Origin of the sequence: Stenotrophomonas sp. TWI273, from assembly GCF_039674765.1 — a bacterium.
Taxonomy (GTDB): Bacteria; Pseudomonadota; Gammaproteobacteria; order Xanthomonadales; family Xanthomonadaceae; genus Stenotrophomonas.
The window spans coordinates 47,661-62,314 of the sequence record NZ_JBDJOA010000010.1 but is presented as its reverse complement, the minus strand read 5'-3'; the positions used below and the strand labels follow the sequence as shown (position 1 = coordinate 62,314).

Below are 14,654 nucleotides of genomic sequence, written 5' to 3'. Positions count from 1 at the left end.
ATTCATGGTCATTCTCCCGAGCCGCCGTGACCGGTGTGACCGGCTGCGGCGTGCTCGTCTGCAGTGTGTTCGGCGTGTGCAGCAGCATCGCCTTCAGCCATCGCGTGGCCGTCGTGCGATTCACCGGCGGCCGGCATGGTGTGGCCTTCGTGGCTTTCGCCCTCGGCGCCGTCATGCTTCATGGCCTTGTGGTCGTGCTTCATGCCGTAGTGCTGGTTGTCGCCCATGTGCTTGGCGATGACCCAGTCGAACAGGCCGGCCTCGGTGGTACCGAAGTAGGTCACCGGGTGCCAGTCATGGTTCTTTTCGGCCGTCAGCGCAGCAAAGGCGGTCTTGTCCAGGTTCGCGCTTTCGGCACGCACCTTGGTCAGCCACTGCTGGTACTCCGCCTCGGTCACCGAGTGCGCGGAGAAATGCATCTTGCTGAAGCCCGCGCCGCTGTAGTGCGAGGACATGCCCGGGAACTCACCGGTCTCGTTGGCGATCAGGTGGAGTTTGGTCTCCATGGCCGTCATCGAGTAGATCATGCTGCCCAGGTGCGGAATGAAGAACGCATTCATCACCGTATCGGACGTGATCTTGAAGTTCAGCGGGGTATCCACCGGGAAGGTGATCTCGTTGACGGTGGCGATGTTCTCTTCGGGATAGATGAAGAGCCACTTCCAGTCCAGCGAGATGGCTTCGATCACCACCGGCTTCTTGTCCGAGTCCAGCGGACGATACGGATCCAGCGCGTGCGAGGAACGCCAGGTCAGCACGGCCAGCACCAGCACGATCATGCACGGGATCGACCAGACCACCACTTCGATGGCCGTGGAATGCGACCACTTCGGCTCATAGCGGGCCTTGGTGTTGGTCGCACGGTACTTCCACGCGAAGGTGAGGGTCATGATGATGACCGGCACGACAACCAGCAGCATCAGCACGGTCGCCGTGATGAGCAGGGTCTTCTCGTCGTGGCCGATCTGGCCCTTGGGGTTGAGGATGGCCGAGTTGCAGCCCGTCAGGAACACGGACAACGCAAACAGCAGGCCCGGACGCAGGAAGCGTCCAAGGGGTTTCAACGGAATCATCGGTCGATCCAATTGCGTAGGGAATGCCAGTTCAAGCCCGCCTCCGTCCCAGCCAAAGCCGGTGGTGCCGGTCCAAGGGGACAGGCACGAAGGACGATCATGTCAGCCTTCTAATTTTAGGCCGTCACGCATCATTTAAGAAAGGCATTGACAATGATCCAGCGCAGGAAAGGCCTGTTTTGGGCTGCGACACGTTGTCGCAGTGCCGGGCAATGACCCGATTCGGCAACATTTCGGCCCTTGTATAGACATGAACGGGTCAGCTCCGGGGCTGCGGCTGCCGGCCTCGCCGGCGGCGGCGCTCAGGGGGGCAGTACCTGATTGGCGCAGCTTGCGCCACTGACGAAGTCCGCCAGGTTGCGCAGCGTGATGGCCGAGATCTCCTGCAGCGCCTCCACCGTGAAGAAGCCCTGGTGCCCGGTCACCAGCACATTGGGGAAGGTCATCAGGCGCTGGAACGCGTCATCGTCGATGATTTCGCCGGACCGGTCCTGGAAGAACAGCCCGCTCTCCTGCTCGTACACATCGATGGCCAGATGCCCCAGGCGCCGTGACTTCAGCGCGCGGATCACCGCATGGGTATCCACCAGCCCACCGCGCGAGGTATTGACCAGCATCGCCCCGGGCTTCATCCCGGCAAGTGACGCATCGTCGATCAGGTGATGGGTGTCCGGCGTCAGCGGGCAGTGCAGCGAGACGATATCCGCGCGGGCGAGCAGCTCGTCCAGCGCGACCGACGTGCCGATCGCGGCAAACGCCGCCGACGGATACGGATCGTGGCCCAGCACGGTGCAGCCCATGCCCTTGAAGATGCGGGCCGTGGCCAGGCCGATCTGCCCGGTGCCGACGATGCCCACTGTTTTGCCATGCAATGTACGGCCCAGCAGGCCATCAAGCATGAAGTTGCCCTCGCGCACCCGGTTGTAGGCGCGGTGGGTCCGGCGGTTGAGCGTCATCACCAGCGCCAGCGCGTGTTCGGCCACGGCCTCCGGCGAATACGCGGGCACACGGGCCACGAACAGGCCCAGCTGCTCCGCCGCTGCGAGGTCGACATTATTGAAGCCGGCGCAGCGCAGCAGGACCGCGCGCACGCCCATTGCCTGCAGCGCCTGCAGTACCGGAGCATCCAGCCGGTCATTCACGAACACGCAGACCGCCTCGCAATCCTGCGCCAGCGCCGCGGTATGCAGATCCAGCGCGGCATCGAAGTACAGAAACTCGAACGGCTGCCCTGCCCCGCGGCGCTGGCTGGCCTCATCGAGAAACTGCTGGTCGTACGGGCGGGCGCTGAATACTGCGATCTTCATGAGGGTGATCCCCGGGAGTTCGAGCATGACCATACCGCAGTACACTCCGGCCAACTGCCTGGAGCCTGCCGTGTCCCTGACTGCCCGCCTTCTCCGCTGGACCGCCACGCCGGTGGGCCGACGCGCCCTGTTCGCAATCACTGCCGCGATCGTGACCCTGATGGCCTGCAATCCATTGCTTGCACCACTGCTGCCGGTGGTGGATGCGCTGGGGCTGGATGTGCTGATCCTGCTGATCGGTGCCCAGGCGATGACCTTGTTGCCGTGGGTGCGGCTGCATGCCAGCCGTATCGCCCGCGCCGCGGCCCGTTTACTGCTGGATACGCTCGCAGGGGCCATCGCAGGTTTCATCGGCGGTTATCTGCGGCAACTGGTATTCAGCACGGGGGCGCGTTGGACCCACGCGCGCCCGTGACCTAGTATTCGGCCCTTGCAAGACGCCATGGGTGGATGTGCGTGAAGAGTTTCGAGCGGTTCAACGGGCGCCGAAGCGGTGCGGGTAAAGCGGTCGCGATCCTGTCACACGGCTTTGGTACCGATCAGACCGCATGGAACGCCCTGCGCCCCTGGTTTGAAGCACGCTTTGATGTGATCTCCTTCGATCTTGCCGGCTGCGGTCCGCAAGGTGCGCAGACCTACGATTTCGAACGGCACGGTTCGCTGTTCGGCTATGCCGACGATCTGATCGACATTCTGGACGAGCTGGACGTGCATGACTGCACCTACATCGGCCACTCGATGAGCGGCATGATCGGCGCGGCCGCCGCCGTTGCACGCCCAGAGCTGTTCGAGCGCCTGGTCATCATCGGTGCGTCGCCGCGTTATCTCGACGACGACGGCTACACCGGCGGCTTCCAGCCGCAGGACCTGGAGCAGCTGTTCGAGAGCATGCGCGCCAACTACCAGGCCTGGATCGCCGGCTTCGCCCCGATGGTCGTCGGCGTGGAGGACAGCGCGGTTGTCGCCGATTTCTCCAATACGCTGTTCCAGATGCGCCCGGATATCGCCCTCAATACGTCGCGCACGATCTTCACCTCCGATCTGCGCAGCCTGGCTGCGCGGGTTTCCACGCCGGTCCACCTCATCCAGACCGCGCACGACGTGGCGGTACCGGTCGCCGTCGGCCACTGGCTGGCCAACGCGATCGATGGCGCCACCCTGGATGTGATCGATGCCTCGGGTCATCTTCCGCACATGACCGCGCCGGATGACGTCATGCGCATCCTTGAACAGCGACTGGCGGGCACCGCGTTGTGACGACGTCCGACAGTGACGCGCTGGCGGCCCTGTGCCAGTTCGCCCGCCTCGCCTCCCACGCTGACCTGGTGATGGCGGTGGAGGTGGACGCCGGCGGCAGGGCGACCTGGGCGGTGTCAGCCCCGGCACTGCCCTCGCCGAGCTTCAACCTGGCGCGCAGCGGCATCCTCGAGGCGCGCTGGACCGGCGAGGCCATGGACGCAGCGGACTTCCGGCTGCCGACGGCGATCATCCATGCCCTGGAAGGCCGCCCCGCCCGCCTGCTGTACGTTCCGGCCCCCTCCCACGGCGCGCCGCTGAGTGGCCTGCTGCTGCTTTGGCGAAGCCCCCCTGCCCCGGCAGCCTTGACGGCACAGGTGCCACTGCTGGCCACGAGCGTGGCCCGGCTGCTGTCCGCACGGCGCGAAGCCGCACGCGGCACGATCGTCCGCAATCAGTTCCTGGATCTGTTTGAAAGCGTGCCGGCGGGCATCGTGCTGATCGACGGCGATGGCGTCGGGGCGGCTGTCAACGAGCACGCCGCGGAGCTGCTGGGCTGCACGGCAGGCAATCACCGCGCGGCGGATCTGGCCGGCCCGATGCGCGCCCTGCGTCAACGCTGCGACAACCACGCCGAGCTGGAAGTGGCCTACAGCGCCCAGATGAACAACGACCAGTTCGCCGCCAAGCAGAACTGGACCCTGGGCGAGCGCACCTTCGACGTGGACACCCATCCGGTGCGCGGCAACGGCGCACACGGGCGCATCTGGCTGTTCTCCGATGTCACCGCCGATCTGCTGATGGCCGCCGAGCTGCGCCGCCTCGCCTCCTCCGATCCCTTGACCGGCGTCCCCAACCGCCGTCATTTCGAAGAATGCTCGGTCCAGATCATCGCCGCCCGCGAAGCCAACGGCCGCGCCGTCGCGGTGCTGATGGTGGACGTGGATCACTTCAAGAAGATCAACGATACCTACGGCCATCCGGTCGGCGATGAAGTCCTCAAGGTGGTCGCCAAGCGCTGCCGCGACGCCCTGCGGGAGCGCGATCTGTTCGCCCGCTTCGGCGGCGAAGAGTTCATCGCCCTGCTGGCGGCGTCCGCCGTCGATGAGATTCCCGCCGCCGCCGAACGGTTGCGCAGTGCGGTGGCGGCTGAACCCATCCTCGTGGGCGGCGGGCGCATTACTGTCTCTGTCAGCGTCGGGGGCGCGATCGGCGAGGCGCTGCCGGGCGGCGACCAGCGGCTGCTGGAGGCGCTGATCGCCCGGGCGGATGAGGCGCTGTATGACGCCAAGACCAGCGGGCGCAACCGGGTCCGGATGGCGCCGCTGCAGGCCGACCTCATCAACCTCTGAGGCACGCGGGCGGCACTTGTCCGCGCCAGCCTAACACTGTTAGATTCGCCGCCTAACAACGTTAGGGCAGAGCACAGTGCGCCAACCCATCGCGCGGGAAAACATCGTCGAGGCGGCCTTCCGGATCCTCGACGAGGCCGGTCTGGAGGGTATTACCCTGCGCAAGGTGGCCTGCTCGCTGGGCATCCGGGCGCCGTCGTTGTACTGGCACTTCAAGAGCAAACAGGCGCTGATCGACGCCATGGCCGACGCCATGATCTGCGACGTGGCTCGCGTGATTCCCGACGGACAGCCATGGCGGCAGACGCTGCTGCAGATCGGGCGCGAGTTCCGCCTGGCGTTCAAAGCGCGCCGCGATGGTGCGCGGGTGTATGCCGGCACCTTCCTGGCCACCGAGAACGTGCTGCGCGTAGGTGAGGCCAGCATCGCCGCGCTGATGGACGCCGGCGCGCCCGCAGGCTTTGCCGCGACCGCGGCGATGGACCTGGTGTACTACACGATGGGCTTCGTCATCGAGGAGCAGTCCTGGCCCGGCGACGGCAGCATGGAAGCGCTGGGTGAGGCGTTCATGGCGCTGGCCGAGGCCCGCTTTCCCCATTGCTGGCAGGCCCGTGACGTGTGGAGCGAGGTCGATTTCGACGCCCGCTTCGAGCAGGGGCTGGGCCTGATGCTGGATGGCATCGCACTGCGCCTGTCCCGCGCATCCTGATTGCCCCATTCCTTTCTTTTCCCGCTGTTCCGACCCGGAAAGCCACTCCATGCGTGCACCCTCCTTCCGCAGTTTCTCCCTGATCCTGGTCGCTGCGCTGCTGTCCGCGTGTGGCGGCAAGGACGACAAGGCCTCCGCCGAGGCCGCGGCCGCCAGTTCGGCGCTGCCGGTCTCACTGGCGCCCGCGCAGCAGCAGACCATGGCGCGCACGGTACTGGTCTCCGGGCCGGTAACCGCCTATGAAGAAATGCAGCTGGGCGTGGAGATCAGCGGCCAGCGCGTCACCGCGTTGCTGGTGGATGTGGGGCAATGGGTCAAGCAGGGCCAGGTGTTGCTGCAGGTGGACCATCGCACGTTGGACAGCGAGCTGGCGCAGGCCGACGCCTCGTTGCGGCAGGCGCAGGCCTCGCAGGAGCTGGCCCGCATGAACTACGAACGCAGCGCCAAGCTGGCCGCCCAGCAGCTGATCAGCGAAAGCAGCCTGGATGAGCTGCGCGCCTCGCGCATCAATGCCGAAGCGCAGACCGCCACCGCCCGTGCCGCGCGCGACGCGGCCAAGCTGCGCCGCGATTTCGCCGACCTGCGCGCACCGGCCGACGGCCTGATTTCCAAGCGTCTGGTGCAGCCGGGCCAGGTGGTTTCCGCCGGTACCGAACTGCTGCGCCTGATCCGCGACGGCCGCCTGGAGTGGCGCGCGGAACTGCCGGAGAACCAGCTGGCGGATGTCGCCGTGGGCAACACCGTGGAGCTGCCGTACGGCGGCCAGGTCGTCAGCGGCCGCATCCGCGCGGTCACCCCGGGTGTCGATGGGCAGACCCGCACCGGCACCATCTACGCCGACCTGCCCACGCCCGGCCCGCTCAAACAGGGCATCTATGTGGATGGCCGCATCGTCACCGGCGACGGCCCGGTGCTGACCATCCCGACCGCGGCGATCGTGCAGCGCGATGGCCACAACTACGTGTTCACCGTGAATGACAAACAGCAGGCCACCCGCCACCGCGTCAGCACCGGCCAGGCCGTCAAGGGCCGTACCGCGATCCTTGAAGGATTGAAGGCGGGCGATCAGGTGGTGGTGGATGGCGCCGGTTTCCTCGGCGAGGGCGACCGCGTGCGCGTGGTGGCCGATACCAAGGCCGCCGCCCGATGAACATCTCCGCCTGGGCGATCAACCGCCCCCTGCCCGCGCTGCTGATCTTCTTCGTGCTGTGCGTGGCCGGCCTGTGGGGTTTCCATCAGCTGCCGGTGGCGCGCTTTCCGGACATCGCCTTCCCGATGACCACCGTCACCGTCACCCAGCCGGGCGCCTCGCCCAGCCAGCTGGAGGCCGAGGTGACCCGCAAGGTCGAGGACTCGGTGGCGACGGTCAACAACGTCAAGCGCGTGATGTCCTCGGTCAGCGAAGGCGTCAGCACCACCACCATCGAGTTCCAGCTCGAGGCCGATCTGGCCACCGCGCTGGATGACACCCGTGATGCGGTCACCCGCATCCGTACCGATCTGCCGCAGGACATCCAGGAACCGGTGATCTCCAAGGTCGATATCGGCGGCTCGCTGATGACCTACGCGCTGGTCGCCCCGCACATGACCACCGATGAGGCCAGCTGGTTCGTCGACCGTGATATCTCGCGTGCGATGTACGGCGTACCCGGTGTCGCGCGCGTCACCCGCGTGGGCGGCGTGCAGCGCCAGGTACGGGTGGACCTGGATCCCAATGCCCTGATCGCGATGGGCATCACCGCCGGCGATGTCTCCCAGCAGCTGGCCCGCATCCAGGTCGAGCGTGCCGGCGGCAAGACCGAGGTCGAAGGCGCGCAGCAGACCATCCGCACGCTGGGTACCGTCGGTGACGCACAGGCGCTGCGCGACTACTCCATCGCGCTGCCGGACGGGCGCGCGGTGCGGCTTTCCACGCTGGCTACGGTGACTGATGGCGCTGCCGATCCCACCGAGGCCGCCCTGCTGGACGGCAAGGGCGTGGTGGCCTTCTCGATGTCGCGCACGCGCGGCTCCAGCGAGGTCAAGGTGGAGGCCGGCGTGCATGACGCGCTGGACAAGATCAAGGCCGAGCATCCGGGCATCGACTTCCGCCTGGTCACCACGGCGATCGACGAGACCCACCGCTCCTACGATTCCTCGATGACCATGCTCTGGGAAGGTGCGCTGCTGGCACTGCTGGTGGTGTGGCTGTTCCTGCGCGACTGGCGCGCGACCTGGGTGTCGGCGCTGGCGCTGCCGCTGTCGATCATCCCGACGTTCGCGGTGATGTACTTCTTCGGCTTCACCCTCAACATCATCACGCTGCTGGCGCTCTCCGTAGTGGTCGGCATCCTGGTGGACGATGCGATCGTGGAGATCGAGAACATCGTGCGCCACCTGCGCATGGGCAAGCCGCCGCTGGAAGCTGCACGCGAAGCGGCCGGCGAGATCGGCAACGCGGTGATCGCCACCTCGCTGACCTTGGCGGCGGTGTTCGTGCCGGTCGCCTTCATGCCCGGCATTGCCGGCAAGTTCTTCCGCGAATTCGGCTGGACCGCCGCCACCGCCGTGCTGTTCTCGCTGCTGGTGGCCCGCCTGCTCACCCCGATGATGGCCGCCTACCTGCTCAAGCCACATGGCGAGGAGAAGCCGGAATCCAGGCTGATGACGTGGTACCTGGGCTGGGTGGACGCCGCACTGCGCTATCGCGGCCGCACCCTGTGGCTGGCCACCGGGTTGTTCGTCGCGTCGCTGGCGCTGGTGCCGTTCATCCCGGCCACCTTCATCCCGCAGTCCGATCTGGGCCGCAGCAACCTCAATCTCGAGCTGCCGCCGGGCACGCGCCTGCAGGAGACCGTGGCCGTCGCCGAACACGCGCGCGGACTGCTCAAGGACATGCCCGAACTCAAGCAGGTCTATACCGCCGTCGGCAGCGTGCTCGACCTGGGCGACCCGGGTGCGACCGGCGTCGGTGAGCCGCGCAAGGCCACCCTGGTGCTGGACTGGGGCAGCGCCGACGGGCGCGACCGCGACCAGCGCGTGCTGGAACGTGAGGCGCGTGAACGCCTGGCCGATCTGCCTGGCGTGCGCGTCAGCTATGTCAGCTCCGAGCCCGGCAACCTGCTGCAGCTGGTCCTCTCCGGTGACGACCCGCAGCGCCTGCAGGATGCCGCCACCGCACTGGAGCGCGACCTGCGCGGCATCCAGGGATTGGGCAGTGTCACGTCCACCGCCTCGCTGCTGCGCCCGGAACTCCAGATCGTGCCGAATCCCGCCCGCGCCGCGGACCTGGGCGTCGCGACCGCCGATATCGCCGAAGCCGCCCGCATCGCCACCGCCGGCGATTACGAGCAGCGCCTGGCCAAGCTCAACCTGCCCGACCGGCAGGTACCGATCCGGGTCGGCTTTGCCGAAGCCACGCTGGCCAACCCGGGCCTGATCAGCCAGCTGCGCGTACCCGGCCGCAATGGCCCGGTGCCGCTGGCGGCGGTGGCCGACATCCAGCAAGGCAGTGGCCCGTCGCAGATCTCGCGCTACCAACGCCAGCGCAACGTGACCCTCACCGCCGAGCTCAACGGTCGCCCGCTGGGCGATGTGATGACCGAAGTGCAGGCGCTGCCGGGCGTCAAACAGCTGCCGCCGGGCGTGACCTTCCTCAACACCGGCGATGCGGAAGTGTTCGTCGAATTGTTCATCGGCTTCATGCTCGCCATGGCCGCCGGGTTGATCTGCATCTACATGGTGCTGTTGCTGCTGTTCAACCACGCGCTGATGCCGGTCACCATCCTCGCGGCGGTGCCACTATCCGCCGGCGGTGCGTTCGGCGCCCTGCTGATCACCCAGAACATGCTCTCGCTGCCGGCGCTGATCGGCCTGCTGATGCTGATCGGCATCGCCACCAAGAACTCCATCCTGCTGGTGGACTACGCCGTGATGGCCGAAGACGAGCACGGCATGAGCCAGCACGACGCGCTGATCGATGCCTGCCGCAAGCGTGCACAGCCGATCATCATGACCACGCTGGCGATGGGCGCAGGCATGATGCCGATCGCGCTGGGCTTTGCGGGTGACTCCAGTTTCCGGGCCCCGATGGCGATTGCCGTGATCGGTGGCTTGATCACCTCCACGCTGCTGAGCCTGATCGTGATTCCGGCGGCCTTCACCGTGGTGGATGATGCGGGGGATTGGCTCTCGCGGAAGTTCCGGCGGCGGTCGTCGCATCCCGTGGGGAGTGGTGCGGAGTGAGGTGACTGGCTGCTTCGCCACAAACAAGTAAGCCCCGGCCTTGGCCGGGGCTTTTTGCTGCATCTGGTGTCCGGGGCAGAAAATTGAGCCTGCTGCCAAGCTGAAGCTGGCTGCATCACCTGCTGCATAGATACGGTTGCACTTCAAAATACAGCATGTACAGATGCGCCATTCGCCATCAAAGTCTCATCGACAAACTTATGGCAAGGCACTTACGAGCATGTCAACGGCGCAGCTCATCTGTGATGTCAGACAGAAATCTTTGCAACCCAACCGGATCGTCTTCTCCAGGGTCAAAATCCTCGATCATTCGATCCATGACACTGTTCAAACCATGAAGACGGTCGATTACCTCGCGCATGAAATCTCGCTCTGCCGCAAACAGTGTCACGTCCTGATCGAGGCGAACCACCCAGTTGAACGAGGACGAAAACAGGTAGTGATCGCGCAGAAACCGCTCACCTTCCATCCAATACCGGCGCAGCGAGTCAAGATCGGGCTCCACGCTGCATTCTTCTTTGCCGGCAGCCAGGTCTTCAAAGGACGCAATCCCTATTGCGCCAGATGAGCGGGACTGCCGTATATGCACATCCAACCAAGCATTCCAAACGTCTGTCGGGGCAAGATCCGCATAGCAATTTCTGTCAAATGCAATCCCCGCCCAGCCATTAGCAATAATCGGATTGTCTGGCGGTTGCGCATCCGACAGAACCGAGAGCAACTTCAGCTTCCGCAAACAACCAGTCATCATATCTAGTCCCACCCCACCCCCCGTGATGAGTCTTCGTTTTGCTGGATGTTCCCGCCACGATTATCTAAAGGCAAAGTGATAATGCAAGGGATAGGCATCTTAAGTGCCTGCCGCCCATCCGGATCAGTGAACCTGTAAGGATTGCCATTCGCATACCGATAGCGATTGAACTGATCAACCGGCTTCTGATAAGCCGTCACCGCGCCCACGCACGGGCAAGTTCACTGAAACCGCATGCAGCTAAGATGCGTTCGTCCTTGCCCTTCATTATCTTCAGAAATGCGCTATTCATCATTATCTGAAGAAGCAGGCTCAGCCCCAGATAACGATGCTACCGTCGGGCCCGTTAAGCTGCATGGCCTCCGGCCCGGAGTATCCGTCGTCCGTCAAGTCGACGGTGAGAAATTTATCGCCCGAAAACATCATGGTCATTTTGACGTCATCGACCAGGCAATCGACCAATTTCAATCGGAGCGACGCATGTGTCAGTGCGCCCATCCGCACGCCGCAGGAGAGCGTGTATCCGTTATAAATATGAAGCGACCATCCATCATCAGTTCCAACCCGAAGCTGCTCATCCTCGACGGTCAACGTTACATACTTGCCTTTTAGATGTTGAAAAGTGTCTGATCGATGCTCGTTCATGTGACGTTTCTCACGCTACTTGATTGGAAAATGCGACTTGGAATTGGGCAGGGTCTTTCCTGAATATGGATCAACACCTTGCTTACCTGCGTTCTCATATTTGATGTAGCCCGCCGGCGACAATACCCGCCCCCACGTTGCCTTGGCTAAAGCGCTGATCGTACTCGTCGCGATGTTGGCAATGTCCCATACGATCTCGACAATGCGACCGTCAGGGTCTTTGAACTTTTACAGATTGCCATTCGCATACCGATAGCGATTGAACTGATCAACCGGCTTCTGATAAGCCGTCATCGGATCAACCGACAGGAACATCCCTAGCTGCGGATCCATGTACCGCTGCTGCATGTAAACCAGACCTGTTGCCGAATCGCTCACATGCCCGGTGTAGCCAGGCCCATCCTTGACCTGCCCACCCAACTCGTCACCATACGGCTCAATCCGGCCGCGCTCGACAACGCTGCCTGTGCGATCCGTGACAGCGACCGGGCTGCCCAACGCATCCACATGCGTCCAGCTAACACCTGTCGAGCTGCGGGTCGCCAGCAGTCGACCACCTGCATAGATGTACTCCGAGGCGCCCTTTCCTCGTCGCTCTTCGTGCACCACCTTTCCGGCCAACGAATACATCGCGCGCAGGCGTTGCCCCTGGGCATCGTGCGCCACCGCACTCCGCCTATAGGAATTGTAGGCCTAGCGCTCCGCCTCCTCCTTCACTTCACGCAGCCTATTGCCAAAGTTGAAGTCGGACTTCCGCCCATTGCGTAGCTGGAGATGGCCTTGAACATCCCAGGCCAGTCCAGTCACTAGACTTGCCTGGAACACCTGCCCTACGTGCTTGGACCGGAATACAGGACAACGCCATGCACACGCAAGTTCGGATGCACCTCGCATTCCTTGCTTTCATCGTGGAAACACGCTTGTGGAAGCCCAGCCATGTCCATCTCGAAGACCACTCTGGAGCGGTTGACGAAGTTCGCATAGCGCCTGCCGTCTTCATTTCCCGTGACAAGACGACCGTCCGGATAGGCAGCCTTCAGCGCCACCAACGTGGAGCCAACACCAACTCCCTTCTCATCTAACAATCCCTCGGAGATGGTCCGCAGCTTCTCTATCCTGCCTTGGTCGAACCAGCATTCGACAACCAGACCATCGGGTAACGAGACATCCATGACTATGTAATCGTCTCCTTCCTGCATAACCGAACGTTTAATGATGGGATTGCCGGCTGCGAAAAGCTGGTCCTTGGTCATCCCAATACGCAGGCCCGCAAGGGAGCCACTGCTGGCATCAATGCCTGCCACCAAGGGGACAGCTTCAGTAGGCGTCTGCTTGGCCAGATCCCTTACGTCGGAGGGAGCAGGGCTGCATGCCACTAGCATCATGAGCCAAGCTCCGCCGGAGATGATCTTCATTTTTTGGGTTTCCAGTCAGTGAAACGTCCCTGCGTTCCATCCTGCTTAAGATCCACATGAACGCCGCGGCCATCAGTATATTGATTGACCCGGTTGAATTCGCCGGAACCATGGGCCGCATCAGCGGTCCGCTTAGCTGTGCTCCCATTGATCCGTGCGTCTGCCGCGTTGTCCTGTAAGTGCTGGCTCCGACTAGCGCCACCCACCGTTCGGTTTTGCTCCACCGTTCTTCGGCCACTAGTCGCTTCGACATTCTTGCCGGATTTATCACTGAAGTTGAGCAGTTTGGTCGTCACTTCAGATCCGGCAAAGGCCGGGTCCACAACTGATAGCCCATTGCTGCTTTCTCCAATCGCCTGGCGACTAAAGGCGAGTCTAGGGGATTGATGCCGCACTTTGCTGCATTCGCTCTTGCAAACTAAAGCTCCAAGCTTCATGTCTTCGAGCTATTTGGTCAGGGTCCGACCCTGCTCAGTCATAAGTGCTCTGGAAGCCAGGCTTCCGAATGCGCCCCTCAACACCCATACGGATGCAAACCTTCCGCAACGAGCAGCATTGATGCTTGCGACGATCGGCTCGCAACGAATCCCTCACCAATCAATGAGTTCCACGCCGCCCCAAACAAAAAGCCCCGACCAAGGCCGGGGCTTTCTGCTGTATCTGGTGCCGGAAATAGGAATCGAACCTACGACCTACCACATGCGCACCAGGTACAAAGCGTACCTAGGCTCGTTCAAGGTTGATCTCGAATATTTCGCCATCTTCAATGTACAGCACGACATTTCTGTCGGAAGCCAAGCGAATGTCAAGGATCCAGACCTGGGGAGCACCTTCCAAAGCCTCGCATAACCCTGCGGTAGAAATGCGAGAACCTTGTTCAGAGAGCTTTTCTCTTAGTACATCGAGCGACGGAGCTTTCAATTCTCCAGATGGAACATCCAAGGAGGACAGCTCCCAGATATCCTCCGGGCTGAAGTGCCCTCTGAGCACCTGGCTGACTTTTGATCCGGTTATCGGAAAACCCCATTCGTCAGTATTCATCGCGATCAGCCTCCATTGAGTGGCCGGGCCTTCGCCCGGGATGGTGTCCCACCAGTACCGTTAGACTCGTAAGGATGCTCATGGGGACTTGTATGGCTTCCAGGTCTCCCATGGTCAGTAAAGTCGATTGTCTTGACCGGCCTGCCCTGCCCATCGAACTCACGGGCCTGGTCATACTTTCCGTTTCTGCCTTCTTTCTGTCCCAATTGAGTATGGGGCCCGCCCGCATCAGGATCAGGCGCTGGCTCGCCACTAGGCTTGGTTGGCAGCGCTCGATCAGGAAATCGATTCCCCGAGGCGCCCTCAGACGCTATCGATCCATCGCCCTGAAGAGCTGGTTGCTGCGGGGTCGACTCGGACTTCTGGAACACCCCCCTTACAGCGCTTTCCAATTTATTGCCGAGATCTGCACGCTGTTCTGAACTTGTCGTAGCGTAATAGGTGGTTGCGACTACGATCGGGATAACCACGATAGGGATGAGAAGCGTGGCACTCTGCCCGTCTGGATCCGTGAACTTGTAAGGGTTCGAGTTCGCATACCGGTATCGGTTGAACTGACCCACCGGCTGCTCATACGCCGTCACAGGGTCGATCGAGAGGAACATCCCCAGCTGCGGATCCATGTACCGCTGCTGCATCTGGCTTAGTCCAGTAGCAGCATCACTCACATGCCCCGTATACCCCGGGCCATCAGCAACCGGCGCACCTACGACAGCGCCATAAGGCTCGTAACTGATGCGCTCGATCACTTTGCCGCTCGCATCGCTCTTGGCTACTACCGAGCCCAAGGCATCGGTATGGATGTAGGTGACCGTTTGTCCCTGCGCCTGTAGCGACGCTATTGCGAGCCCACACAGAACCAGCGCCGTCAGGCCAGTCAGCCTCAGCAGCCGGTGCAATA

General features: G+C 63.0%; 15 protein-coding genes. 6 read left to right on the top strand and 9 right to left on the bottom strand.

The features are described from left to right. Nucleotides 1-8 precede the first annotated feature (8 nt). Together cyoA and ABE571_RS13720 are read right to left on the bottom strand one after the other, a co-directional pair. Nucleotides 9-1,073, bottom strand: a complete 1,065-nt coding sequence (cyoA, locus tag ABE571_RS13725) for a ubiquinol oxidase subunit II (protein ID WP_346493843.1) — start codon at nt 1,071-1,073, stop codon at nt 9-11. Nucleotides 1,074-1,375: 302 nt separating this feature from the next. After that, the gene (locus ABE571_RS13720; protein ID WP_346493842.1) at nt 1,376-2,380 is read right to left on the bottom strand and encodes a 2-hydroxyacid dehydrogenase; all 1,005 of its coding nucleotides are present in this window, start codon (nt 2,378-2,380) and stop codon (nt 1,376-1,378) included. 70 nt (nt 2,381-2,450) lie between these two features. Here ABE571_RS13720 and ABE571_RS13715 point away from each other — a divergent pair, with 70 nt between their 5' ends. From ABE571_RS13715 to ABE571_RS13690, 6 genes are all read left to right on the top strand, one after another. After that, the gene (locus ABE571_RS13715) at nt 2,451-2,795 is read left to right on the top strand and encodes a hypothetical protein (protein WP_313211099.1); all 345 of its coding nucleotides are present in this window, start codon (nt 2,451-2,453) and stop codon (nt 2,793-2,795) included. 35 nt (nt 2,796-2,830) lie between these two features. Then, a complete protein-coding gene (locus ABE571_RS13710; protein ID WP_313211098.1) occupies nt 2,831-3,637 on the top strand; it encodes an alpha/beta hydrolase in 807 nt (268 codons plus the stop codon). Continuing rightward, the gene (locus tag ABE571_RS13705) at nt 3,634-4,968 is read left to right on the top strand and encodes a sensor domain-containing diguanylate cyclase (protein ID WP_346493841.1); all 1,335 of its coding nucleotides are present in this window, start codon (nt 3,634-3,636) and stop codon (nt 4,966-4,968) included. The genes ABE571_RS13710 and ABE571_RS13705 overlap by 4 nt, the downstream gene beginning before the upstream one ends. 76 nt (nt 4,969-5,044) lie before the next feature. Then, the gene (locus ABE571_RS13700) at nt 5,045-5,677 is read left to right on the top strand and encodes a TetR/AcrR family transcriptional regulator C-terminal domain-containing protein (protein WP_346493840.1); all 633 of its coding nucleotides are present in this window, start codon (nt 5,045-5,047) and stop codon (nt 5,675-5,677) included. Nucleotides 5,678-5,726: 49 nt separating this feature from the next. Beyond that, entirely contained in the window at nt 5,727-6,827 is a 1,101-nt protein-coding gene (locus ABE571_RS13695) for an efflux RND transporter periplasmic adaptor subunit (protein ID WP_346483222.1), read from the top strand. Continuing rightward, nucleotides 6,824-9,901, top strand: a complete 3,078-nt coding sequence (locus tag ABE571_RS13690; protein ID WP_346472796.1) for an efflux RND transporter permease subunit — start codon at nt 6,824-6,826, stop codon at nt 9,899-9,901. Before ABE571_RS13695 ends, ABE571_RS13690 begins: the two co-directional genes overlap by 4 nt. Nucleotides 9,902-10,124: 223 nt before the next feature. Here ABE571_RS13690 and ABE571_RS13685 read toward each other — a convergent pair whose 3' ends face one another. The 7 genes from ABE571_RS13685 to ABE571_RS13655 form a co-directional block, all read right to left on the bottom strand. Then, entirely contained in the window at nt 10,125-10,622 is a 498-nt protein-coding gene (locus tag ABE571_RS13685) for a hypothetical protein (protein ID WP_346493839.1), read from the bottom strand. Between the two features lie 342 nt (nt 10,623-10,964). Next, complete coding sequence (locus ABE571_RS13680) at nt 10,965-11,297, bottom strand: hypothetical protein (RefSeq protein WP_313211092.1); 333 nt, start codon at nt 11,295-11,297, stop codon at nt 10,965-10,967. 228 nt (nt 11,298-11,525) lie between these two features. After that, on the bottom strand, nt 11,526-11,963 hold the full coding sequence (locus ABE571_RS13675) for an RHS repeat-associated core domain-containing protein (protein ID WP_346493838.1): 438 nt from the start codon (nt 11,961-11,963) through the stop codon (nt 11,526-11,528). Between the two features lie 164 nt (nt 11,964-12,127). Next, a complete protein-coding gene (locus tag ABE571_RS13670) occupies nt 12,128-12,712 on the bottom strand; it encodes a hypothetical protein (RefSeq protein ID WP_346493837.1) in 585 nt (194 codons plus the stop codon). Continuing rightward, the gene (locus ABE571_RS13665; RefSeq protein WP_346481925.1) at nt 12,709-13,149 is read right to left on the bottom strand and encodes a D-Ala-D-Ala carboxypeptidase family metallohydrolase; all 441 of its coding nucleotides are present in this window, start codon (nt 13,147-13,149) and stop codon (nt 12,709-12,711) included. The genes ABE571_RS13670 and ABE571_RS13665 overlap by 4 nt, the downstream gene beginning before the upstream one ends. Before the next feature lie 286 nt (nt 13,150-13,435). Continuing rightward, nucleotides 13,436-13,753, bottom strand: a complete 318-nt coding sequence (locus tag ABE571_RS13660; protein ID WP_137188916.1) for a hypothetical protein — start codon at nt 13,751-13,753, stop codon at nt 13,436-13,438. Nucleotides 13,754-13,758: 5 nt separating this feature from the next. Beyond that, nucleotides 13,759-14,652, bottom strand: a complete 894-nt coding sequence (locus tag ABE571_RS13655) for an RHS repeat-associated core domain-containing protein (protein ID WP_346466355.1) — start codon at nt 14,650-14,652, stop codon at nt 13,759-13,761. Nucleotides 14,653-14,654: the final 2 nt, after the last annotated feature.

Excerpts from the sequence above, each read along its gene's own strand:
- ABE571_RS13670 (WP_346493837.1), bottom strand. The coding sequence starts at position 12,712 with ATGAAGATCATCTCCGGCGGAGCTTGGCTCATGATGCTAGTGGCATGC.
- cyoA (WP_346493843.1), bottom strand. The coding sequence starts at position 1,073 with ATGATTCCGTTGAAACCCCTTGGACGCTTCCTGCGTCCGGGCCTGCTG.
- ABE571_RS13695 (WP_346483222.1), top strand. The coding sequence starts at position 5,727 with ATGCGTGCACCCTCCTTCCGCAGTTTCTCCCTGATCCTGGTCGCTGCG.
- ABE571_RS13690 (WP_346472796.1), top strand. The coding sequence starts at position 6,824 with ATGAACATCTCCGCCTGGGCGATCAACCGCCCCCTGCCCGCGCTGCTG.
- ABE571_RS13660 (WP_137188916.1), bottom strand. The coding sequence starts at position 13,753 with ATGAATACTGACGAATGGGGTTTTCCGATAACCGGATCAAAAGTCAGC.
- ABE571_RS13665 (WP_346481925.1), bottom strand. The coding sequence starts at position 13,149 with ATGAAGCTTGGAGCTTTAGTTTGCAAGAGCGAATGCAGCAAAGTGCGG.
- ABE571_RS13710 (WP_313211098.1), top strand. The coding sequence starts at position 2,831 with ATGTGCGTGAAGAGTTTCGAGCGGTTCAACGGGCGCCGAAGCGGTGCG.
- ABE571_RS13680 (WP_313211092.1), bottom strand. The coding sequence starts at position 11,297 with ATGAACGAGCATCGATCAGACACTTTTCAACATCTAAAAGGCAAGTAT.
- ABE571_RS13720 (WP_346493842.1), bottom strand. The coding sequence starts at position 2,380 with ATGAAGATCGCAGTATTCAGCGCCCGCCCGTACGACCAGCAGTTTCTC.